Annotated in this window: 20 protein-coding genes; 2 read left to right on the top strand and 18 right to left on the bottom strand. The window is 35.0% G+C overall.

The features are described 5' to 3' along the window. The first annotated feature begins 127 nt into the window (after window positions 1-127). The gene (locus BR52_RS03810; RefSeq protein ID WP_034569335.1) at window positions 128-1,120 is read left to right on the top strand and encodes a biotin--[acetyl-CoA-carboxylase] ligase; all 993 of its coding nucleotides are present in this window, start codon (window positions 128-130) and stop codon (window positions 1,118-1,120) included. Between the two features lie 46 nt (window positions 1,121-1,166). Here the strand turns inward: BR52_RS03810 and pnp are convergent, their stop codons facing one another. From pnp to BR52_RS03760, 10 genes are all read right to left on the bottom strand, one after another. After that, a complete protein-coding gene (gene pnp / locus BR52_RS03805; protein ID WP_034569332.1) occupies window positions 1,167-3,299 on the bottom strand; it encodes a polyribonucleotide nucleotidyltransferase in 2,133 nt (710 codons plus the stop codon). Window positions 3,300-3,524: 225 nt separating this feature from the next. Next, complete coding sequence (gene rpsO / locus BR52_RS03800; RefSeq protein ID WP_010054155.1) at window positions 3,525-3,794, bottom strand: 30S ribosomal protein S15; 270 nt, start codon at window positions 3,792-3,794, stop codon at window positions 3,525-3,527. 153 nt (window positions 3,795-3,947) lie between these two features. Beyond that, entirely contained in the window at window positions 3,948-4,304 is a 357-nt protein-coding gene (locus BR52_RS03795; RefSeq protein ID WP_236707203.1) for a GNAT family N-acetyltransferase, read from the bottom strand. 324 nt (window positions 4,305-4,628) lie between these two features. Further along, the gene (gene uvrB / locus BR52_RS03790; protein ID WP_034569330.1) at window positions 4,629-6,611 is read right to left on the bottom strand and encodes an excinuclease ABC subunit UvrB; all 1,983 of its coding nucleotides are present in this window, start codon (window positions 6,609-6,611) and stop codon (window positions 4,629-4,631) included. Between the two features lie 42 nt (window positions 6,612-6,653). Continuing rightward, window positions 6,654-7,442 (bottom strand): pyrroline-5-carboxylate reductase, encoded by a 789-nt coding sequence (proC, locus tag BR52_RS03785; protein ID WP_034569328.1) that lies wholly within the window; start codon window positions 7,440-7,442, stop codon window positions 6,654-6,656. Between the two features lie 174 nt (window positions 7,443-7,616). Beyond that, window positions 7,617-7,871: a 30S ribosomal protein S20 gene (gene rpsT / locus BR52_RS03780; protein ID WP_034569326.1), complete on the bottom strand. Its 255-nt coding sequence runs from the start codon at window positions 7,869-7,871 to the stop codon at window positions 7,617-7,619. A gap of 180 nt (window positions 7,872-8,051) precedes the next feature. Then, the gene (gene holA / locus BR52_RS03775; RefSeq protein WP_034569324.1) at window positions 8,052-9,077 is read right to left on the bottom strand and encodes a DNA polymerase III subunit delta; all 1,026 of its coding nucleotides are present in this window, start codon (window positions 9,075-9,077) and stop codon (window positions 8,052-8,054) included. Window positions 9,078-9,148: 71 nt separating this feature from the next. After that, window positions 9,149-11,482 (bottom strand): DNA internalization-related competence protein ComEC/Rec2, encoded by a 2,334-nt coding sequence (locus BR52_RS03770; protein WP_081890694.1) that lies wholly within the window; start codon window positions 11,480-11,482, stop codon window positions 9,149-9,151. An 11-nt stretch (window positions 11,483-11,493) separates the two neighbouring features. Beyond that, window positions 11,494-11,988, bottom strand: a complete 495-nt coding sequence (locus tag BR52_RS03765) for a ComE operon protein 2 (RefSeq protein ID WP_034573472.1) — start codon at window positions 11,986-11,988, stop codon at window positions 11,494-11,496. 66 nt (window positions 11,989-12,054) lie between these two features. Further along, complete coding sequence (locus BR52_RS03760) at window positions 12,055-12,738, bottom strand: helix-hairpin-helix domain-containing protein (protein ID WP_051915621.1); 684 nt, start codon at window positions 12,736-12,738, stop codon at window positions 12,055-12,057. 161 nt (window positions 12,739-12,899) lie between these two features. Here BR52_RS03760 and BR52_RS03755 point away from each other — a divergent pair, with 161 nt between their 5' ends. Further along, the gene (locus BR52_RS03755; RefSeq protein ID WP_034569322.1) at window positions 12,900-13,661 is read left to right on the top strand and encodes a TspO-related membrane protein; all 762 of its coding nucleotides are present in this window, start codon (window positions 12,900-12,902) and stop codon (window positions 13,659-13,661) included. 45 nt (window positions 13,662-13,706) lie between these two features. Here the strand turns inward: BR52_RS03755 and BR52_RS03750 are convergent, their stop codons facing one another. The 8 genes from BR52_RS03750 to BR52_RS03715 form a co-directional block, all read right to left on the bottom strand. Then, the gene (locus BR52_RS03750) at window positions 13,707-14,741 is read right to left on the bottom strand and encodes a SepM family pheromone-processing serine protease (RefSeq protein WP_034569320.1); all 1,035 of its coding nucleotides are present in this window, start codon (window positions 14,739-14,741) and stop codon (window positions 13,707-13,709) included. A gap of 22 nt (window positions 14,742-14,763) precedes the next feature. Then, the gene (gene coaD / locus BR52_RS03745) at window positions 14,764-15,249 is read right to left on the bottom strand and encodes a pantetheine-phosphate adenylyltransferase (RefSeq protein WP_034569317.1); all 486 of its coding nucleotides are present in this window, start codon (window positions 15,247-15,249) and stop codon (window positions 14,764-14,766) included. Then, window positions 15,239-15,811 carry a 16S rRNA (guanine(966)-N(2))-methyltransferase RsmD gene (rsmD, locus tag BR52_RS03740; protein ID WP_034569314.1) on the bottom strand — a complete coding sequence of 191 codons (573 nt, stop codon included), beginning with the start codon at window positions 15,809-15,811 and terminating at the stop codon, window positions 15,239-15,241. Before rsmD ends, coaD begins: the two co-directional genes overlap by 11 nt. A gap of 148 nt (window positions 15,812-15,959) precedes the next feature. Further along, window positions 15,960-16,307 carry a YlbG family protein gene (locus tag BR52_RS03735; RefSeq protein WP_034569312.1) on the bottom strand — a complete coding sequence of 116 codons (348 nt, stop codon included), beginning with the start codon at window positions 16,305-16,307 and terminating at the stop codon, window positions 15,960-15,962. 11 nt (window positions 16,308-16,318) lie between these two features. Beyond that, complete coding sequence (locus tag BR52_RS03730) at window positions 16,319-16,747, bottom strand: YlbF/YmcA family competence regulator (RefSeq protein ID WP_034569309.1); 429 nt, start codon at window positions 16,745-16,747, stop codon at window positions 16,319-16,321. Between the two features lie 53 nt (window positions 16,748-16,800). Beyond that, a complete protein-coding gene (locus tag BR52_RS03725) occupies window positions 16,801-17,859 on the bottom strand; it encodes a CAP-associated domain-containing protein (RefSeq protein WP_034569307.1) in 1,059 nt (352 codons plus the stop codon). Window positions 17,860-17,905: 46 nt separating this feature from the next. Further along, complete coding sequence (locus tag BR52_RS03720; protein WP_034569305.1) at window positions 17,906-21,337, bottom strand: pyruvate carboxylase; 3,432 nt, start codon at window positions 21,335-21,337, stop codon at window positions 17,906-17,908. Between the two features lie 137 nt (window positions 21,338-21,474). Beyond that, window positions 21,475-22,650 (bottom strand): FtsW/RodA/SpoVE family cell cycle protein, encoded by a 1,176-nt coding sequence (locus BR52_RS03715; protein ID WP_034569302.1) that lies wholly within the window; start codon window positions 22,648-22,650, stop codon window positions 21,475-21,477. Between the last annotated feature and the right edge of the window lie 41 nt (window positions 22,651-22,691).

The following is a 22,691-nucleotide window of genomic DNA, read 5'->3' as shown; positions in this document are numbered from 1 at the left end:
CTTTTGATTGTTTACTCTTAGCATACCATAAAATCAACTTATTTAATTCTTGAAATGATTGCATTTATGTAGTTAGAATGCTATTTTAAAAGTAATCAATTTTCAGTTATTAAGAAAGGATGTTTAAATGTCCACGACAAAAGAAAAAGTACTTAGTTTTATTCAAAAAGCGTATCCAAATCCAATTTCTGGTCAATTAATTAGTTCAGAATTAGCGATTTCTAGAACAGCTGTCTGGAAAGCAATTCAGCGATTAAAGGAAGAAGGGTATGAAATTGACTCGATTGGTAGAAGCGGGTATCAATTTAAAGAGCCTCCAATTAGTAAAGCTTTACTTCAAGATCAATTAACAACTACCCTCATTGGAAAAGAGCTTTTAGTTTTCCCTACCATTTCTTCTACAAATACTAAAGCTAAAGAATTGGCAGATCAAGCTTTAATTGGGGATGGCGCTGTTTTGATTTCAGAAGAACAAACGGCTGCCAGAGGACGCATTGGTCGGACATGGAATTCACTTAAAGGAAAGACTATCTCTCTTTCCATCGTTTTAAAACCAGATCTTCAACCAGCAAAAGCTAGCTTACTCACTCAGTTAATGGCAGCAGCTTTTATCAATTCATTGCCTGAAAATGATTCAGTCAAAGTGAAATGGCCAAATGATATTGTGGTGAATGGCAAAAAGCTCTGTGGAATTTTAACAGAAATGAGCTCTGAATTAACAAAAATTCATTATGTGGTTGTTGGCATTGGCATCAATACCAATTTACTAGTCGAAGATTTTCCAGAAGATATTTCAAGCAAAGCTACATCTTTAGCTATTTTACAAAATCAAAAAATAGAACCGAATCATTTGATCTCTCAATTTTTAAAAGAATTTGAAACCTTATATTTAAATTTTATTGAATCAGAAGATCCAACGCCTTTTTTAGATAGTTGTCGTAAGGCTTCTGCTGTTATCGGGCAAGATATTTATCTTTTAAAAGGAAACGAGCGGCAATTAGCCCATGCTGTTGAAATTGATGATGAGGGACAGCTGTTGGTTCAATTAGCTGGGGAAACTGACTTAACTCCTGTTTTTGCTGGGGAAATTTCAATTAGAGGCTTAGATGGGTATATTTAAAAATAGCAAAAAGCACTGAATTAAAAATTCAGTGCTTTTTTATTAACTATTTTGTTTCTTTATCTGTTGTTTCTTCTTCGTCTTTTTTAAGCAAGGCTTTACGAGAAAGGTTGATTCGTCCTTGGTTATCAATTTCAGTAACTTTAACCATTACTTCATCATTTAATGCAAGAATATCTTCTACTTTTCCAACTCGCTCATTTGCAAGTTCAGAAATATGAACTAAGCCATCTTTTCCTTTAATAATTTCTACAAAAGCACCGAATTTTTCAATACGTTTTACTTTACCATTGAAAATTTCGCCAATTTTAATTTCTCTTGTTAAATCTTCAATAATTGTTTTCGCTTTTTGAATCATAGCGGCATCCGTTGAAGCGATGCTGACATTTCCTTCTTGATCAATATCGATTTTAACGCCAGTTTCTTCAATGATTGCATTGATTTGATCGCCACCACGACCAATAACCACTTTAATTTTTTCTGGTTTAATTTTAATCATTTCAATCTTAGGAGCATATTCGCTAAGCTCTATGCGTGGTGCAGAGATCGTAGAAGTTAATTCATCTAAAATTTCTAAACGTGCTTTTTTAGCTTGCGTTAAAGCTTCTTCTAAAATTTGTTGAGTAATTCCGTCAATCTTAATATCCATTTGAAGAGCTGTAATTCCAGCAGTCGTTCCAGCAACTTTAAAGTCCATGTCGCCTAAATGATCTTCCAATCCTTGAATATCCGTTAACACTGTATAGTTTTCGCCATCTTTAACAAGTCCCATTGCAATCCCTGCAACTGGTGCCTTAATTGGAACACCTGCATCCATTAATGCTAACGTTCCAGCACAGATACTTGCTTGAGAAGAAGAACCATTTGATTCTAATACTTCAGCAACCAAACGAATAGTGTAAGGGAAGTCCTCTTCACTTGGAATTACTTGAGACAAAGCACGTTCTCCTAAAGCACCGTGACCGATTTCACGACGACCAGGACCACGACTTGGCCCTGTACTCCCTACTGAATATTGAGGGAAGTTATAATGATGGATGAAACGTTTGCTCTCTTCAATTCCTAAGCCATCAATAATTTGATGTTCTCCAAGAGGTGCTAATGTTGCAATGGATAAAGCTTGTGTTTGTCCACGAGTAAACAATCCAGAACCATGAGTACGCGGCAACATGCCTACTTCAGAAGCTAAGTGACGAATCTCATCAATTTTACGGCCATCTGGACGGACTTTATCAACTGTGATTAAACGACGTACTTCATTTTTTTCTAAATCTTCCACAATTTGCTTCACTTCTTTAAAAATACGAGCCGCTTCTTCATCTGCAGCATATTTTTCTTCAAAGTGAGCAATCGCTTCTTCTTTTACAGCTTCAATATTTTCTTCACGAGCTAATTTTTCTTCTGTTTGAATAGCGTCAATCATTTTTTGTTTAAAGGCTGCATTTACTTCTGCATCTAGCGCTGCATCAATTTGTAACAATGCAATTTCCATTTTTTCTTTGCCCACTGCTTGAGCAATTTCTTCTTGGAAAGCAACTAATTCTTGAATGGCGTTATGACCAAAAAGTAAAGCGCCTAACATGTCTTCTTCTGAAACTTCTTTAGCGCCACTTTCAACCATGTTGATAGCGTCTTTTGTTCCTGCAACGGTTAAATGAATATCTGATAATTCATTTTGTTCAACTGTTGGGTTAATCACATACTCGCCATTAATACGACCAACGTCAACACCTGCAATTGGTCCATTAAATGGGATATCTGATATACAAAGTGCTAATGAAGAACCAAACATTGCAGCGAATTCTGGTGAGCAGTCTTGTTCTACTGACATTACTGTATTCGTAATTTGAACTTCATTACGGAAGCCTTCTGCAAACATTGGACGAATTGGGCGGTCAATCAAACGAGCAGTCAAAGTTGCTCTTTCACTTGGACGTGCTTCACGTTTAATAAATCCTCCTGGAATTTTACCAACTGCATACATTTTTTCATCATAATTCACTGTTAATGGGAAAAAGTCAACATCTTTTGCTTTTTTACTAGCTACTGCGGCCGTTAATACAGCAGTATCTCCATAACGGATTAAAGCAGCTCCATTTGCTTGTTTTGCTAATTGGCCCACTTCTACCTTTAACGTGCGGCCTGCCCACTCTTTTGTAAAAATTTGTTTTTCTGTCATATTTTACAGTTCTCCTTTGTTGTTCAAAGTCGAAAATCTTATTATCAAACAGATACACACAAGCTACTAAACAAATGTGAACACCTAATTTAGTTTAGATACTCGCATTTGCATAGTAGGATACCTTTTTTTTAGACAATCGATTTCTTCTTTGACAAGTTGATTTGATTCCAAACAAAATGAAGCGAGATTCGTATGAACCTCGCTCCAAAAGATACACGAAAATTAACGACGTAAGCCTAGGCTTTGAATTAATTCACGGTAACGAGCTACATCTTTGTTACGTAGGTATGCAAGCAAGTTACGACGGTGACCAATTTTTTTCATTAATCCACGGTATGAATGATGATCTTTTTTGTGAACACGTGCATGCTCATTTAAGTGATTGATTTCTGCAGTTAATACAGCAATTTGTACTTCTGGAGAACCAGTATCTCCTTCGTGAGTTGCATATTGTTTCATGATTACGTTTTTGTCTTCTTTAGAAATTGCCATTTCTAAACACCTCTTCCTATTAGATTTGCCACTTACTGAGTAATCCGTTGGTGACTCGGGAAACCAAGTAAGGGTCATGTGTTATACACAATCTAAACTTTACACGATTTCACTAGAAATTGCAAGAGATTTCAAGTTACGTTTTGCTTCTTTTTAAAGGATTGAAATCCAATATCTTTGCACTATATTTCCGTCATTTTCAACAAATTCATTCTCCATCTGACCACCATTATGCTGAATCGTTTTTCTTGAGCCTTCATTTTCTTTATCACAAGTGATTAAAATTTTTTTAAGGCCTAGTTTCTGACATTCTTCTAGGCTCAGATTCAATAAACGAGTCGCATACCCTTTTCTTCTCATGCTAGGTTTAATGCCATACCCAATATGTCCACCTATTCGAAGCAACTCCTCAGTTAGACAATGGCGAATATTTACAACTCCAATAACTTCATTTTCAGGACTGCTACCAAAAAGTTGGTGCAGGCACCCAGTTTTCCGGAATATTTTCACCCCGTGCTTCTTCTTCAAAAAGGCTGATCATTTCTTTGAAATGAGTCGGATCTCTTTCAATAACCCAAGGAACCCTTTTTTCTTTTGATTGTTTCCAATCGTTTAAAAAAAACAATAACTCGATTCTAATTCATCGATTGGTTTCGTTAAGTAATAGTTTTCTTTCATACCAGACAGCTCCCTTAGTTTAGTAATAAATTATCCTACGTTACAATAGAGAAAAATAAAAATCAAGTTTGAAATTTATAAGTTGTAACTTAAAAAAACTAGTCTAGTAATAAAAAAGAGCAGAACTAGAAGTAAAATTCTAATTCCGCTCTGCTATTATTTTGCTTTTAATTCAAGAACAATATCTCTTAGATTTGCAGCTTTTTCAAAATCCAATTCTTTTGCTGCAGCTCGCATTTCCATCTCCATTTTAGTAATCAACTCTTTACGTTCAGCTTGAGTCAATTTATCTACCATTGAAGCGGCAATATCGTAATCTTCTGGATCATCAACCGCTTTCGTAATTGAAATCAAATCGCGAATCTCTTTAATAATCGTTTGAGGCTCAATACCATGCTCTTTATTGTACGCAATCTGAGTAGCGCGACGTCTTTCCGTTTCACCAATCGCGCCCTTCATTGATTCCGTCATATTGTCTGCATACATAATAACTTTTCCGTTTGAATTCCGTGCTGCTCGGCCAATTGTTTGCACAAGTGAACGTTCGCTTCGTAAAAAACCTTCTTTATCAGCATCTAATATCGCTACTAATGAAACTTCAGGGACATCGATTCCTTCACGTAATAAGTTGATTCCGATCAATACATCAAATTCACCTAAGCGCAAATCACGAATAATTTCAGTTCGTTCAAGTGTTTTAATATCACTATGCAGATATTTTACTTTGATTCCTACTTCTTTTAAATAATTTGTTAAATCTTCTGACATTTTTTTAGTTAATGTCGTGATAAATACACGTTCATTCCGTTCACTGCGTTCATTGATTTCACCAATCAAATCATCAATTTGTCCAATAATTGGACGCACTTCAATCACTGGATCAAGGAGTCCAGTTGGGCGAATAATTTGCTGAACGACCTCTGGTGTGTGCTCAAGTTCGTAAGGCCCTGGTGTCGCTGAAATATACATAATTTGATTGACATGTTCTTCAAACTCTTCTAATCTCAATGGGCGGTTATCTAATGCACTTGGCAAGCGAAAACCATAATCAATCAAGCGCTGTTTTCTCGCTTGGTCACCATTAAACATTCCTCTAATTTGCGACATCGTGATATGAGATTCATCAATAACAATTAAAAAGTCATCTGGGAAGAAATCGATTAAAGTATAGGGTGGTTCTCCTTTTTCACGGCCGTCCATATGTCGAGAGTAGTTTTCAATTCCTGAACAATAGCCCATTTCCAACATCATTTCAATGTCATATTTTGTTCGTTGTTCTAAGCGCTGAGCCTCTACTAGCAAATCTTGACTCCTTAATTCGGCTAAGCGTTCTTCTAACTCTGATTGTATTTTTGCAACGGCCTCTCGTGTTTGATCTTCATTTTTAATAAAATGAGTTGCTGGAAAAACAGGAACGTGTTCAATATCCGCTTTTACTTCTCCCGTTAACACATCTACTTCGCGAATCCGTTCAATTTCATCGCCAAAAAATTCAACCCGAATGGCTTCACTGTCTCTTGAAGCCAAAAATATTTCGACAACATCGCCGCGCACTCTGAATCTCCCACGCTGAAAGTCTATATCATTTCGTTCAAACTGCATTTCTACTAAACGGCGTAACAATTCATTACGGTCCATTTCAGCACCTTGTCTTAGTGAAAGAACATGCTCTTTGTAATCAACAGGGTTTACTAGTCCGTAAATACAAGAAACCGAAGCCACCACAATAACGTCTCGTCGTTCTAATAAAGCGCTCGTTGCTGAGTGACGTAATTTATCGATTTCATCGTTTACACTTGATTCTTTTTCAATGTAAGTGTCGCTTGAAGGTACATACGCTTCTGGTTGATAATAATCATAATAACTGACAAAATATTCAACTGCATTATTTGGGAAAAATTCTTTAAATTCTCCATATAATTGACCCGCTAATGTTTTATTATGCGCAATTACCAACGTAGGCTTGTTTACTTCTTGAATCACATTGGATACAGTAAATGTTTTTCCTGTTCCTGTTGCCCCTAGTAAAGTCTGCTCTTTTTTTCCAGCGTTTATTCCTTCTGTCAACAATCGAATCGCTTCTGGCTGGTCCCCACTAGGTTTGTATTTTGAAACTAATTCAAATGTATCTTTTGGCATTAAAATGAACCTCCTTTTATCAATAAATGGTTCTATTTTGGTTTAATGTTTATGATTTGTTGAAGCATTGATTGCTTTAATAACAGCATTTCTAAAACCATATTCTTCTAAAGTCACGACTCCTTGAATCGTTGTTCCACCTGGCGAACAAACATCGTCTTTAATTGCTCCAGGATGTTTTCCAGATAGCATCGTCATTTTTGCGGTTCCAATTAATGATTGTTCCGCTAGCAAATAGGCTTCCTCTCTAGAAAGACCATTCAACACACCCGCATCAGCTAAAGCTTCAATAAAAATAGCAATAAAGGCTGGCGAACAACCGGACAATGTACTAGCACTATTAATTTTAGTTTCTGCTAACACGACCGTTTCTCCAACTGACTGAAATAAACCATTTACTAATTCACATTCCGTCTCTGTTAGATTTTCTCCAAATGTAATAGCTGTCATCCCTGCTTTGATAGACACTGGTGTATTAGGAATTGCTCGTACAATTTTCTTATCACTACCCAAAATATCTTGGTATTCTTTTAATTCCATTGAGGCCGCTAAGCTAATAATCAAGGTTTCTTTAGAAATGGCATCTTTGATTTCAGTTAAAACTGATGGCATTATTTTAGGAGTCACCGCTAAAATAACCATATCGGAATGAGCAACCTCTACATTAGTCTGTCCCAACACAAAATGCAGTTCTTCTTGTAACGCTTTTGCAGTTCCGCTTTTTCCTCCACTCACAATGATTTCTTCAGGTAAAATATAGTTCGCTGCTAATAATCCTTTTAATAGTGCTCCGCCCATTTGACCAGCACCAATCAATCCAATTTTTTTCATAAACGTACCTTCTTTCATTATCGGTTATCTATTCTTATATTTTAACACAGAACGTTTGTTCCGTAAATAAAGACTGCCTATTCTTTTAAAATGAAAAAAACACCACTCATAAATGAATGGTGTTCTCAAAAAATAAAGCGCCCATCTTATAAAGAATGAGCGTTCCAAGTCTAATTATTTAGCTAATTTAGCAGTTAAACGAGATTTGTCACGGTTAGCTTTATTTTTATGAATCAATCCTTTTGTAGCAGCCATGTCTACAGATTTGATTGCTTCGTTGTATAATGTTGTTACGTTTTCAGAACCAGCTTCTACAGCTTGTTCGAATTTTTTAATAGCAGTACGCATAGCGCTTTTTTGAGCACTATTTTGTACAGCAGATTTTTCGCTTGTACGTACACGCTTGATTGCAGATTCGATATTTGGCATTTGATTCACCCCACTTTCAATTATTTATAACTAAAACAGATTCTATTTCAGTTATCTCCAACATGAACTATTATACATAATGCAGAGCGTCATTGCAATATAAAGTGTAAAGTTTTTTTACTTGATAGCTATAAAATTTTATCCTCTTTAAGTTCTTAAAAAAAATAAAGACTATCTGACTTATTTTAATGCTGAAAATTGTAAGACAAACAACTCAAATTGCATTTCCTTATCGCCTTTTCCTGTTTTTAAACGATACTCCGTTTCAATCAGTCCATGAAATGCATCCTTTAATACTTTTTCTTCAAATTTCCTGGCCTGTTGAATCGCCAATTTTACTCTATAAGGGTGCACTTTTAAAGCACTTGCAATATCCCCTTGCTGATAGCCTTTTTTTTCTAAAATTTTAACTTGAACTAATAAACGAAATTGGGTCATTAAAATTGCGTTAATTTTGATGGGATCTTCTTTTTGCAATAACAAATCCTGATACAAACTTAACGCATCCGAAACTCTCTTTTTTAACACATACTCAACTAATGCGAAAATATTTTGTTCCAATGATTTTGGCACTAAATCATTTACTGCTTGTTTCGTAATAGTTTGGCTGTCTCCTGCATATAAAAATAATTTAGGTAGTTCGCCCATTGCCAATGAGAGTTTCGCATCTGTCAGTTGAATAAATAATTCAAAGGCTTCTGGGCTAATTTGAAAACCTTCATTGTCAATCGTCTCTTTTAAAAAAGAACGGGTTTCTTTTTCGGAAAGTGCTTTAACATCAATTGTTGTTGCAACTTTTTTTACAAGTTTTGTTATTTTTTTTCGTTCATCTAACTTTTCATATGGAGCAAAAAAAGCAAGAACTGTAAATTCAGGTGGATTTTTCAAATAGTTTTCCAACCAGACCAAATCGTGTTCTAATTTTTGCTTAGTTTTTTCAGCTGTTAAAAAAGTGGGTCTGTCAATAATCACCAATCGTTTATCGCCAAAAAATGGCACTGATTCAGCATCATCTAATGCTACGCCGACTAAAACTTCTTCCATATCATAATTTCCAAAATTCAAATCCATCTCATCTGGTTTTAATACCGCATCAATAAGTGTTTGTTTAGCAGAATCTGTTAAATAAGATTCTGTTCCTAAAAACAGATACACTGAAGCTAATTTGCCTTGTTTTAGTTTTGCAATTTCACTTGCATAGTTCACACTTATTCACCACTTTCTTATCCTACACTTATGTTACAAATCCTCTTTGCCAATTGCAAGTTAAATTTTATTTATTTTAACATCGTTTCGAATAGATGCGTGCCAACTGTTTCACCTTTAGAGTCGAACTGATAATAAATGGCACCACTTTTATCTGTACGATAAATGTTGACTCCATATTTAGTTAGTCGCTGTAAGACTTCTGGTCTAGGATGCTTGAATCGATTTCTTTCTCCGCAAGAAATTAAACCATACTTGGGTTCTAACTGTTTCAAAAAGGGTTCGTGACTCGACGTATTACTCCCATGATGTCCCACTTTCAACACATCCACTTTTAATGTAGGATACATAGCAATTAATTGTTCTTCACCTTCTTTTTCCAAATCACCTGTAAATAACCAATGGAATTCTCCAATTTTTCCATATGCCACTATCGAATCATTATTTTCACCTTTTCCTTTTTCAAATGGATACAATACTTTTAAATAAGTATTATTTGTTTGAAATAAAACATCTCCTTTTAAAACTTCTGTCACTTTAATTTCTTTTTGTACAAATTGATTGACTATTTCTTTAAAAGACTTTTTAGCCGTTCCTCCTTTTGGAAAAACCAGTTCTTGTATTTTAATTTCTTTAGATAAATCAAGTAACGCTCCCATATGGTCTGTATCGCTGTGTGTAATAACTACTTTATCTAAGTTTGAAATACCTTCTGCTTTTAAAGTTGGAATCAGAATTTTTTCAGCTATTCTGTGATTTGGATCTATTTTTTGTTTCCATTTTTCTTGTTTAAAATGGAAGGCTCCACCTGTATCAATCAAATAGTTTCCTTTATTAAATGGTTGCTTAATTAATAAAGCATCTCCTTGCCCGACATCAATCACCACCACTTTTCCATATGGCTGAAGAATGGGTTGAAAGCTTAGCAAAGTAAAACTACATAATAAAATAAAACTTGTAGTTCCCTTCCATTTTTGACTCTCCCAAGCTAAGAATGTGACTAATAAACTGATAAAAAGGACGAAAAGTAAATAAAAAAAAGGAACCCCGGTTACAATTGAATAAAAAGAACGAAAACTAATTGCATCAATAAGCCATTCAAATAACATTAAAATAAATTGGACAACTTTAATAAAATTCGTATAGAGTAAAGTATTCCCTATCGTGAGTAATCCCATCAACAAAATAACTAAAAGAGGAATTAATCCATGAACAACAAGTGGAACAACTATTATATTTGCCACAATACTTATCCAAGAAAATTCGTGAAAATAACAAACTAAAATAGGAATAGAAACAAGCATTGCGACCAAAGAGATCCAGACTGACTCAATTATTGAATCCTGTTTCTTTTTAAACAAATTTTGGCTCAATAGAATCATTACAAAACTAAGCAAGTAACTTAATTGAAAGCCTAATGTCACTATTAGACTAGGATTAAGCCAAATTGCAATAATTAACACCACACTCCAAGAATCTAATGAAGACCATCTTAACATCAATTTTTCAGCAATCAATGAAATTAATAACATAAAAATAGCTCTAAAAACACTTACCGTCCAACCCGCAAAATAGCCATAAATTGGAAAGATAAAAATCAAAAAATAGCCTGTCGTCTCTGCGGTAAAACCAATTCGCAACAAAAAATACTTCACACGATTCAACAGAAATTGCAAATGAACACCTGAAATGCTTAACAGATGAACTATACCTAGCGCCTTCAAATTTTTCACTAAATCATCGGACAAATCATTCCTTTCTGAAAATAGAAGTGCTTTTAAATAACTGGCTACCTTTATAGGAAGTTTCTGATCTATTATGTGAAATAACTTCTTTCGATAACTAAATGAGCCTAAGCTCTTTAGTTGTAACTGAGTCTCTTTTTGAGTGCTTATTTGTAAAATCCAATGACAGTTTTCTTGAGATAGATACTGACGATAGTTAAATTGTCCATAATTCCGATTGTTTTCAGGAAGAATCAGTTCACCAATAACCACTAGCTTTAATGGGTAATCAATACGCTGCCAATAAAGTTGTTCTGCTTCATTTTTCAAACGATAAAAAGCGATTACTTTTTCTGTTTGCTTAGTTTGATTACAAGTTGCTTTCCCGTAGAATTGGACTTGGTCTCCATTGATACGAATCGAATCGGGCAACACGGTTACTTGAAAATGCTGTTCTTTTCCTGAAAAATTTGTCTGATTTACTCCTTCATATAAATAAAAAAAAGCGATTGTTAACATACCTATCACGCAAGATGTTAAAAAAAGCCTATTTTTTTTTAAGCAGTACAGACGGATTAAGAAAAAAGAACAGATTACTAAACTGAGCCAATTAAACTTTGTCACTAAGACAACTTCAATTAACAACGAGAAAATAGCGATAAAACACAGATATCCTCTCATCAAGAACTAACTTAATGAGGCTGTTCTGTTGAAGAATCTAAATTCGTTTCACCAAAATGGAGTTGAGAAAAATAGGATTTGTCTAATGTCACTTTTTGACATTGAACCTGAGCTTGTTCGATTAATTTTAATGCGTAAGGATCATTATGATAATCTTCTAAATAGTGGATTTTTTTAATTCCTGCTTGTAAAATCATTTTAGTGCACGGTAGACAAGGAAAATGAGTCACATAGATCTCTGCATTTTCAGTTGCAACTCCAAACTTTGCACACTGTAAAATAGCATTCATCTCTGCATGAATGGTTCTGACACAATGTCCATCAATAATATAACACCCTTCATCGACACAATGAGCGTCTCCAGTCACCGAACCATTGTACCCGCCTGCAATAATTCTTTTATCACGTACAATCGTTGCACCTACCGTCAATCTGGTACACGTGCTTCTTAAAGATAATAATAAACTTTGTGCCATAAAATATTGATCCCATGGAATTCTTTCCACCATTTTCTTTCCCCCTAACGCTAATTTCTTTAAGTATACAAAAGCCTATATAAACTTTCAACGCTTTTATTCATCCACTGTCAGTTGCTCTTTTAATGCCTCGTAGGTTTTCTCTCCAATTCCTGAAACTTTTGTTAGTTCTTCAATTTGTTGAAACGAGCCATTTTCCTCGCGATAACGAATAATATCTTCTGCTTTTTTCAATCCGACTCCAGCGAGCGTTTGCAATTCTGCAACACTTGCCGTGTTTAAATTAACTTTTAACCCTTTGCTAGCTACTTCCTCGTTCACTTTCTCACCTGATTTAACTGGTTGTTTTAAACTCTGTTCCATCGTTAGCTCTTCACCATTTTTAGGAACATAAATCATCAGTTGATCCGTTAAACGTAAGGCTAAATTCATCTGTGATTGGTCTGCTTCTCCAGTAAAACCTCCTGCTAAATTAATAGCATCAATCAAGCGCATATCACTCGTTACTCCATAGACCCCAGGATTTTTAACGGCTCCTTTTATATCGACTACTAATTTTTCTGGTGAAGGTTCTTTCTTTTTTGATGATTCTTCTTTTTCAAGTTGTTGCTCTTCTTTACTCCTTGATTCCTCAAGCGGTTCTACCACTATATTTTCAGAACTTTGTTGAGTAAATAATAAAATAATCAATGTAGAAATCATAACTACTAGCACTAAACTGAGCGCAATAACTGATAAAAATAGCCGGTTTTTTTGAATCCATTTCTTCATGTCATTCATCTCATTTCTCCCTTCTTAATTTCCCCCTTATCATTATTATTTGTCAAAAAGTTCTTTTTTCTTTTTTTCAAGGGTTATCTTTATTCATTTTTTTTAAAATAAAGTATAGTGATAGTATAAAATTTAAGTTGTGTGACTATAAAAAAATAGGAGGAATTAAGATGCGTTTAACAAGAATCACAAAAATGTATTTAGCATTTGGGGTTACGTTGCTACTCAATGCTTTAGCGACCATTATTCCAATCAATGGATTAACAACTGGTGAGATTTCAAATCAGTTTACAGTTTACTTCACACCAGCAGGGTATGTATTTAGCATTTGGGGTATTATTTATTTAGCCTTGTTTTTATGGCTCCTGAGTTTTTCGCTAAAACGACAAGTTCTCACAACAAATCTTTACTGGGGATTTTTAATTAGTTCTCTTGCCAATAGTTTATGGATTTTATTCTGGCAGTATCGTTTTCCCGGCGTGTCAATTTTAGTTATCATATTGTTGCTAGTTTCATTATTATGGTTGTACCGTAGTCAACTTGAAACGGGAAGCTCGTGGATTTATCTCCTTCCAATTTCAATTTATCTTGGTTGGGTGAGCGTTGCTACTTTAGCTAATATGAGTTATTGGTTAGTAGCCATTGTTGGCATTCATCCATTTTTCCAAGGAATTGTGACGTTAATTTTTTTATCTTTAACTGTTGTTATTGGTTTTGGTGCACTTCATTATTTACGAAATTGGGCAATCGTTGGTGTTTATTTATGGGCCTTGTACGGGATTTTTATTCATAACCTAGCAATCAATTGGTTTATTGCTATTGTTGCATTGGCTTTAACGATTCTCTTAGCGGTTGTAACTATCGGCTATATGATTGAAGCACTAAAAAAACGACCTAAAGAGTCTTCAAAAAAAGAAAAACGAGTACTTTAACAAAAAAACCTCGAAAAAATGATAGACTCATTTTTTCGAGGTTTTCTATTTTTCTAAATACGTAATGGCATCTTGGAATGTTTTAATTGGTACGATTTTCATTTTTGTATTAATTTTTTCAGCTGCTAGTTTAGCTTCTTCGTAGTTTGTTTTAATTGTCGGGTATTTCTTTTTAATTGCTGGATCAATCTCATCGTCTGGAGCAAAGAAGATTGTCGCCCCCTCTTTACTAGCTGCTACAACTTTTTTATCAATTCCTCCAATACGTCCCACTGTTCCATCGGGAGCAATGGTTCCAGTTCCTGCAATTTCTCTGCCTCTCCGCAAGTCTTGTTGTTTCAATTGACTATAAATTTCCAAAGTAAACATCATTCCTGCTGAAGGACCTCCAATTTTATCCGTGTTCACATCGACTGGAATATCTGTTTTAATGGTCGTGTCATCGACTAAACTAATTCCAAGTCCAGCCTTTTTATCAGCTTCCATTTCAATTAACGGGGCTTTTACTGTTTTTTCAACACCTTGACGCTTAAATTTAACTTGAATCGTTTCGCCAATTTTCTGTTTTTTTACATAATCAATGAATTCTTTGGAACTTTTAAATCTTTGATTATTTAATGAAATAATGGTATCTCCCGGTTGCAATAGATTTTTAAATTTAGAATTTTTAGTAATGGACATCACATAGACACCGTTGTATTCCGTTTGGTAGTTTTCACCAGCCGTTTTAAAAGCTAACTCTATCGCGGAATTAACGGAACTTGTCATATAATACTGTTGCAAATTGTTAAATTCTTGGTTCGATTCGACCTCTCCATATAGTTCCGCCTTCGTCACGCCTTCATGAAAAGGTAAGAAGCGCATAAAGTATAAAAGTGGCGTAGCCCGTCTAATAGCAACGGTTGTCAACATAAAACGACCTTTTTCTTTATCCTCTTGATGATCAACCGTCACCATTTTCGATAAACTGACCGCATCTCCTGGCGATTCAATATAATAAGGAATCGGCACTGCTACACCAAGAACAAGAACTACTAAAATTAATGGTAAAAGCCAATTAAGTCGCTTCTTTTGTTTCATGTCATTTCCTCCATCAAGTCTTTTAGGGCATATATTTCAATTTAATAGCTTGATTAATAGCCGTTGGGACAAGCTTTGAAACGTCCCCACCAAATTTTGCAACTTCTTTGATTAAACTTGAACTCAAAAAACGGTAGCGCTCATCTGCCAGTAAAAAAACTGTTTCAATTTGACTATTTTGTAATTTATTCATTGAGGCAATGCTAAATTCATACTCAAAATCTGTCACATTGCGCATTCCCCTCACCATTGCGCTAACCCCTAGTTTCGTAGCCAAATCAATTGTTAAACCACCTACATGAGCAATCACTTCAACGTTAGGAATATGCTTTGTTGCTTCTGTAATCAACGAAATTTTTTCATCTGAATCAAAGAGAGACACTTTTGACGTGTTGGTCAGTACAGCTATAATCACTGTATCAAAAATTTTAGCAGCACGCTCAATCGTGTCGACATGTCCATTGGTCAATGGATCAAAACTCCCAGGAAATAAGGCCTTATTCGTCATTCTTTTCACCTGCTTCAATTTCATAAATCATAATCTTTGTAATTCCGTATCTTTCTTGTCGAATTAACGTAGCAGTTTGAATGTTATCTGGCAAATCGACTTTTTTTTCTACTTCACAGACAATTAATCCCTTATCTACAATCAAATTACCTGTAATTAATTTTTCGATTTGATTCACAATTTCTTGTTTTAGATAGGGTGGATCTAAAAAAACCAAATCAAACGTTTGTTGTTTAGAACGGAGTAAATCAATGGCCCGATTGGCATCGTTACGATAAACTGTGAATTTCTTACTTTCTTTCGTCATCTCAATATTTTCTTTAATTGTTTTTAATGCTAAAGGATCTTTGTCAATCAAAACTGCCGTATCCATGCCTCTTGAAACAGCTTCAATAGATAGTCCTCCGCTCCCTGCAAATAAATCTAAACAACTTCCACCTTCAAAGTAAGGACCAATAATATTAAATAGTGATTCTTTGATTTTATCGGTTGTCGGTCTGGTATTAGTACCAGGGACTGCTTTTAAACGTCTCCCGCCATATTCTCCTGAAATTACACGCATTGATTGTGACTTCCCTTCTTATTTAAACATTCATTTATCAACTTTTTTCTTTACTTGTTCAGTTTAGTTGACTGGAGTTGTTTTTGTCAATATTGTTTTCAGCTAAACTAAAAAGAGGACACCGAAATGTCCCCTACTTTTAGTTTAATTATAATACGACTTCCAATGGGTCTTTTAACAACAACTCATTTTTTCCTTCAATCATGTTGATTTCTTCAATTTCTTCTACTTCTTTACGTGTTTTTCGGTGACCAATTCGTTCACTGAAATTCATATTAATCAACGGGCGGTAAGACACTTCCACTTTACGAACAAAGTGCAACCCATTTAACTTTTTCTCAGCAACTTCCACATCGTCACGATCAATGTAAATCACAACATACTTCATTTTTTTTGACACGTAGTGAATTAGACCGAAGCGTTTCAAGGTTTTGAGATGGCGGAGGCTATACACCCAAACAATCATTCCTTGTCGTTCATTTAGAGTCAATTCCATTCTTAATCCTCCTATCCGCAACCGCAACTTCCACCACAACCACTTTTGCCAGTTGTAAAAAATGGATTTCCGGCAGGAACTTTTATTGTATCAGAAACAGCTTTAGCAAGCGTCAGACTAATTTCATCTAATATTGTTTGTAAATCTGTTTCTAGTAAACGATAGCGATAAACGGATTCGTCTGTATCCATCTCTCGTTTTAATCGTCTTACTTCACGATTTAATTCTTTATAATCTGGAGCATACTTTCCATATGCTTCAATCGCTTCAAAAGCTGATTTTGCTTTATTAAATGCCTGTATTTTTTGTTGAGCTACCGCATCTTCTTTCAGAGTAACCTTTGCTAAACAATAATCGATTCCAATTTTACTTTCCATAATGTTTTTCACTAAAGTCAATGCCTCTGTTTCAACTTCTAAATATTCTTGAGTTACAATCATTAGACTCCTTCTTTCTACATTATTACTTATAGTATAATCGGAAATACAATTCGTTACAAGTCGCTAGTTAATAAAAGCAAAGCTTCGTGCTTTTGATAATTAATTCCTATTGATTTAAATTGTTTGTTCATTATCAATTCTCTTTGGCTTTCTAAGCTAAACAATGAGCCTACAATCCAGGTAGCATCTGTTGTTTGATTGGAATAAAGTGAGTCAAGTTCTTTAAAGTTATCTTGTTTTGTTGATAAAAAAGCCTCAATTTTTTTATTAGATAACTCATTATTTATTTTTGATTCCTCCAACGGTTTTCTGTACTCTGCAAAAATCTGACTAGACAACGCATTTAAACTAGGATTCATTTCTAAACTAGGTACTTTATTACGCCGTCTCAATACATTGATTATTTCAAAAGTTTCTTGCTGGTTCCCTTGGTTTACCGCATTCCAATCTAAATTATCTTGACTAACTGAAGGGATTGGCGTTTTTGAAACGACTTCATAAAGATTCATATACATTAATGTTGAAACATCTAAATAACGAATACCCATGACTTTATTTGCAAATTGATCTAAAATTAAAATAGCAAAAGTACCATTGTCAAAAGCAATCAACGGATGGTTGTTCATATCATTTTCAGATAATTCCAATTCATAGGTGTCCTCGTTGTACTCAACTTCAAAATTAGGATAGAGAGTTGCCGTACTATAAATAGAGTCTATTGCCATTCCTATTTTAAAAGGCGCGACATCCAAATTATTCCCTAAAGCAAAAATAGTCACAATTTTTCCGTCTTTAACTCCTACTTGTAGGTAATCTTTATCTTTTTGATTGTAAATCCACCACTGAAAATCATAAGCCGTCTCGTCTTTTCGAACGGGTTCGCCAAATTGTTGCGTAAATAAGTCGACTGATATTCCAATATAATTTGCTAAACCATCAACAGGAACCGTTTTTTGGACCATTCCTGTTTTTGGTTTTTTTATAACTTGTTCATTTATTTTCGCTTGATCTTTATTTGATTCTGTTTGTGTAGCCGAGTTAAAAACAGGTAAAGCATAGACAATTACCATCGCAACAATAACTATTGGAATTGCTCTTAAAAGTGTCTTCATGTGTTTTTAACCCTCATTTCTTTAATCCGTTTCTTTTATTATCCACTTATCTGGCTTTCATTTCAATCAGTAAATCACCTGTTTCAATCAAATCACCATTTTGAACATATACTTGATCAATTACGCCTTCAAAATTTGCTTGAATCGTTGTCTCCATCTTCATCGCTTCAGTAATTAAAATAGGTTCTCCACTCTTAACACGATCCCCTTTTTTAACTAATACATCTAAAACAGAACCAGGCATTGTTGCTCCCACGTGTTCCTTGTTAGTTGGCTCAGCTTTTTTACGAAGAATTGCCGTACCGGTTACACTCATATCTTTAACAACGACTTCTCGGCCTTGACCATTTAACTCAAAGTAGATAATACGCATTCCCTCAGAATCTGGTTCACCAATTTGAATCAGTTTTACAATCAGTGTTTTTCCTTTTTCAATTCGAACTTCAACAGATTCTCCTGTCCGCATTCCGTGGAAGAATGTTGGCGTATCTAATAACGTCACATCTCCAAACTGATCGTGCATTTTGCAATAATCTAAGAAAACTTGAGGGTACATAATATAACTTAAAACATCTTCTTGGGTAGGTTCACTGCTCATTTTTTCAGCTAATTCTTTTTTCACAGCTTCAAAATCAACTGGCGCTGCCAAAGTTCCTGGACGTACATTAATTGGTGTCCGATCTTTAACAATAATTTTTTGCAACTCTTTTGGAAAGCCCCCTGTTGGTTGACCTAAGTCTCCCATAAAGAAGCCAATTACAGAATCAGGGAAATCAATTGTTGAACCTTTTTCATAGACATCTGCTTCATTTAGTTCATTTTGAACCATAAACAAAGCCATATCTCCAACAACTTTTGAGGAAGGTGTTACTTTAACAATATCCCCAAACATTAAGTTAACGGTAGCATACGTTGCTTTAACTTCTTCCCAACGCTCTCCTAAACCTACTGCTTTAGCTTGCTGTTGAAGGTTTGAATACTGACCACCTGGCATTTCATGCTGATAAACTTCTGTTTGCGGTGCGCTGATCCCATTTTCAAAATCACTATAGTAGGTTCGCACGTCTTCCCAATAATGATTTAGTTGTTGCACATTTTCAATAGCAATATCTGGTGTTCGATCGCCATTCACTAAAGCATAATACAAACTACTCATACTAGGTTGGCTGGTCGCACCACTCACAGCACTCATCGCAACGTCAACAATATCCACGCCTGCTTTAACTGCTGAAGCGTAGGTGAAAATACCGTTACCACTTGTATCGTGGGTATGCAAATGAATGGGTAAATCAATCGATGCTTTTAGTTCACTGATTAATCGGTAGGCAGCTTGCGGCATCAATAACCCTGCCATATCTTTCAACGCAATAATATGCGCTCCTTGTCGTTCTAATTCTTGTGCCATATCAATGTAATATTGCACGGTATATTTATCTCTCGTTGGGTCATTGATATCTCCCGTATAACAAATAGCCGCTTCTGCGATTTTACCCGTGTCACGTACAACTTGAATGCTTTTTTCCATTTGTGGAATCCAGTTTAAGCTATCAAAAATACGGAATACATCCACACCATTTTGAGCAGCTTGTTGGATAAAGGCTTCAATAACATTATCTGGATAATTTTGATAACCGACTGCATTTGAACCTCTAAATAACATTTGGAATAACGTATCTGGCATTCTACGACGTAATTTTCTTAATCGCTCCCAAGGATCTTCTGTTAAGAAACGGTATGCAACGTCAAATGTAGCCCCACCCCACATTTCTTCTGAAAATAATTGTGGAATACCAGCTTGGGTTTCTTCCGCAATCGTTACAAAATCCTGTGTTCTCACTCTAGTTGCCAATAGACTTTGATGGGCATCTCTAAAGGTTGTATCTGTTAATAACACTTGATTTTGTTCTCTAACCCAATCAACAACAGCATCTGCCCCATCTTTATCTAGAATATTTTTAGCACTGATATAGGGTTCATTTGGTAAAATCAATTTTTGTGGTTTACGAGCTGCTGCTAAGAATTTCTTCTCATTTTTTTCAATTCCGGGAAAACCATTTACGGTAATATTGCTAATGTATTTCATCGTTTTATTTCCACGGTCACGAATTTTCGAAAATTTAAATAGTTCAGGCGTTGTATCAATAAACGTTGTTTTTGCATTTCCAGATAAGAATATCGGATGAGAAATAACATTTTGCATAAACGGAATATTCGTTTTAACTCCACGAATTCTAAATTCTTTTAGTGAACGTTCCATTTTTTGAACTGCCAACTCAAACGTCATCGCTTGCACACATACTTTAACTAATAATGAGTCAAAAAATGGTGAAACTACGCTCCCTTGGAACCCGTTTCCTGCATCTAAACGAATACCAAAACCACCTGGTGAGCGATACGTGTCAATTTTTCCAGTATCTGGTAAGAAATGATTCATCGGATCTTCCGTTGTAACGCGACATTGAATTGCTGCACCTATGATTTTAATGTCAGCTTGTTGAGGCAAATACATTTCTTTAAAAAGATCTTTGCCCATCGCTATTTGCAATTGGGATTGAACGATATCAATACCAGTAATCATCTCTGTAATCGTGTGTTCTACTTGAACACGAGGATTTACTTCAATAAAATAAAAGTTTTCACCTTCTAATAAAAATTCAACAGTTCCCGCATTGACATAATGAACATGTTCCATTAATTGAACTGCCGCTTGGCACATCGCTTCTCTCAAGGTATCTGGTATAGACACACAAGGAGCTACTTCTACTACCTTTTGATGACGTCTTTGAACCGAACAATCACGTTCATACAAATGAATGATGTTTCCATGTTGATCTCCAAGAATTTGAACTTCAATATGTTTTGGATTGGAAATGTAACGTTCTACATAAACTTCGTCACTTCCAAAAGCTGCTTTAGCTTCACTTTTAGCACGATCATAACTATCTTTTACTTCTCTTTGAGAATGAGCTACACGCATTCCTCGACCACCGCCACCTAAAGCAGCTTTAATCATAATTGGATAGCCATGTTCATTAGCAAATTCTTCTACTTCTGCAAGGCTTGAAACAGGACCGTCTGTTCCTGGAATCGATTGAATATTTGCAGCAATAGCTGCTTCTTTTGCTTTTATTTTATCACCAAAAATATCTAAATGATGTAAATCAGGTCCGATAAAAGTAATTCCTTCTCCTTTACAACGTTTTGCAAAAGAAAGGTTTTCCGATAAAAAACCATATCCTGGATGAATCGCATCTGCTCCTGCATATTTTGCAATTCGGATCATATCTTCAATATCTAAGTATGCTTCAATAGGTTTTTTCCCTTTCCCTACCAAATATGCCTCATCTGCTTTAAAACGGTGAACAGAACTTGCATCTTCTTGTGCATAAACTGCTACTGTATCTAAATGTAACTCTGTACATGCTCTAAAAATTCGAATCGCGATTTCTCCACGGTTAGCCACTAATACTTTTTTCATGACCTCACTCCTTGTCCATTCATTATTAGTTTCCTTAAAAAAAAGACTTCAAAAACAGAAGTCTTTTCTAATCATATTTTCATTATACACAATCATGGAACAACTTAACATCAAAATTGTTCAAATTGGTGATATTTCTATCTCGCTAATTTTTCTAAACGTAGTTTTTCACGCTTCATTTTTTCAGTTGCACTTACATTCAATACTAAACCAATTGAAATCGTCAAAACAAGGGTACTAGAACCACCATAACTAATAAAAGGGAATGTTACCCCAGTAATTGGTAAAAGTCCTACAACGCCTCCTAAATTAATAAATCCTTGCACTAATAACATCGTTGCGATTCCAATACAAAGTAACGAACCAAAGGCATCTTTTGCACGAATGCCAATTAAATAAATTCTTAAAATCAAAAAGACAAATAAGGTTACAACAACAAAAATCCCAAAGAGACCAAATTCTTCCCCTAAAATAGACATAATAAAATCCGTATATGGTTCAGGTAAATAACCGGTTTTTTGAACGCTTTGGCCAATTCCAACACCAAAAAGACCACCGCGACTTAACGCATAGTAAGAATTCACAAGTTGATTCCCTACTGTTTCAGAAACGGCAAAAGGATCCCAAAAAGCCACAAAACGCTGATACTGGTACTTATCTAAAAATGGAGTATTCTCACCAAGTTTTTGTACCATTTCCAAAACTCCAAAAATGACACCGATACCCAGCAAACCAGAACCGACCCCTAAATAAACCGATACACCACTTGCAAAAATCATCACCACTCCAATAACTAAAATAATTCCTGCGCCTCCAATATCTGGCTGCATCGCAATCAATAACAAGAAAAACAAGAAAATCGTTAGCGGTGGGGTGACTGTATTTCTAAAATCATGTACAATACTTCGTTGTTTTTTAGAAAAAATAAATGCAAAATACCAAATAATAACAATTTTACAAAATTCAGCTGGTTGTAAATTAAATCCAAAAATACTTAACCAACCTGCTGCTCCATTTAAAGCCTCCCCGAAGAAAAACAAGTACAGTAAGGAAATCGCAATTACTAATAGAGCAAACATGACTAAACGTTTGTTTTTTAACATCTCATATTTAAAGGACATCACCACAAAAGAAACGACCAATCCCATTAAGACAAATATACTTTGTAACTTAAAAAAATGATCGGGTGTGCTATTAATTGGTGGAATAGTTGCTACAAAACTACTGGCGCTATATACCATTAAAATGCCAAGCACGGATAGGATTAAATACGGTATAAAAATATAATAATCAAGATATTTTAATTTTTTCATATAGTTGGCTAAATCTCTAGTAGCCCATAACCTCCCTTATG

The sequence above is a fragment of the Carnobacterium divergens DSM 20623 genome (assembly GCF_000744255.1).
GTDB classification, from domain to species: Bacteria; Bacillota; Bacilli; order Lactobacillales; family Carnobacteriaceae; genus Carnobacterium; species Carnobacterium divergens.
Note: the sequence above shows the minus strand (reverse complement) of the source record. Positions and strands in the feature narration are given on the sequence as shown.

Bases quoted from the DNA above. Each gene is read 5' to 3' on its own strand.
- rpsT (WP_034569326.1), bottom strand. From the start codon at position 7,871: ATGCCAAATATCGAATCTGCAATCAAGCGTGTACGTACAAGCGAAAAA.
- BR52_RS03760 (WP_051915621.1), bottom strand. From the start codon at position 12,738: ATGAATGACATGAAGAAATGGATTCAAAAAAACCGGCTATTTTTATCA.
- BR52_RS03715 (WP_034569302.1), bottom strand. From the start codon at position 22,650: ATGAAAAAATTAAAATATCTTGATTATTATATTTTTATACCGTATTTA.
- BR52_RS03750 (WP_034569320.1), bottom strand. From the start codon at position 14,741: ATGAAACAAAAGAAGCGACTTAATTGGCTTTTACCATTAATTTTAGTA.
- rsmD (WP_034569314.1), bottom strand. From the start codon at position 15,811: ATGCGTGTAATTTCAGGAGAATATGGCGGGAGACGTTTAAAAGCAGTC.
- BR52_RS03720 (WP_034569305.1), bottom strand. From the start codon at position 21,337: ATGAAAAAAGTATTAGTGGCTAACCGTGGAGAAATCGCGATTCGAATT.
- proC (WP_034569328.1), bottom strand. From the start codon at position 7,442: ATGAAAAAAATTGGATTGATTGGTGCTGGTCAAATGGGCGGAGCACTA.
- coaD (WP_034569317.1), bottom strand. From the start codon at position 15,249: ATGACGAATAAGGCCTTATTTCCTGGGAGTTTTGATCCATTGACCAAT.
- BR52_RS03755 (WP_034569322.1), top strand. From the start codon at position 12,900: ATGCGTTTAACAAGAATCACAAAAATGTATTTAGCATTTGGGGTTACG.
- pnp (WP_034569332.1), bottom strand. From the start codon at position 3,299: ATGACAGAAAAACAAATTTTTACAAAAGAGTGGGCAGGCCGCACGTTA.
- rpsO (WP_010054155.1), bottom strand. From the start codon at position 3,794: ATGGCAATTTCTAAAGAAGACAAAAACGTAATCATGAAACAATATGCA.
- BR52_RS03770 (WP_081890694.1), bottom strand. From the start codon at position 11,482: ATGAGAGGATATCTGTGTTTTATCGCTATTTTCTCGTTGTTAATTGAA.
- BR52_RS03730 (WP_034569309.1), bottom strand. From the start codon at position 16,747: ATGATTGTAACTCAAGAATATTTAGAAGTTGAAACAGAGGCATTGACT.
- BR52_RS03735 (WP_034569312.1), bottom strand. From the start codon at position 16,307: ATGGAATTGACTCTAAATGAACGACAAGGAATGATTGTTTGGGTGTAT.
- BR52_RS03725 (WP_034569307.1), bottom strand. From the start codon at position 17,859: ATGAAGACACTTTTAAGAGCAATTCCAATAGTTATTGTTGCGATGGTA.
- uvrB (WP_034569330.1), bottom strand. From the start codon at position 6,611: ATGCCAAAAGATACATTTGAATTAGTTTCAAAATACAAACCTAGTGGG.
- BR52_RS03810 (WP_034569335.1), top strand. From the start codon at position 128: ATGTCCACGACAAAAGAAAAAGTACTTAGTTTTATTCAAAAAGCGTAT.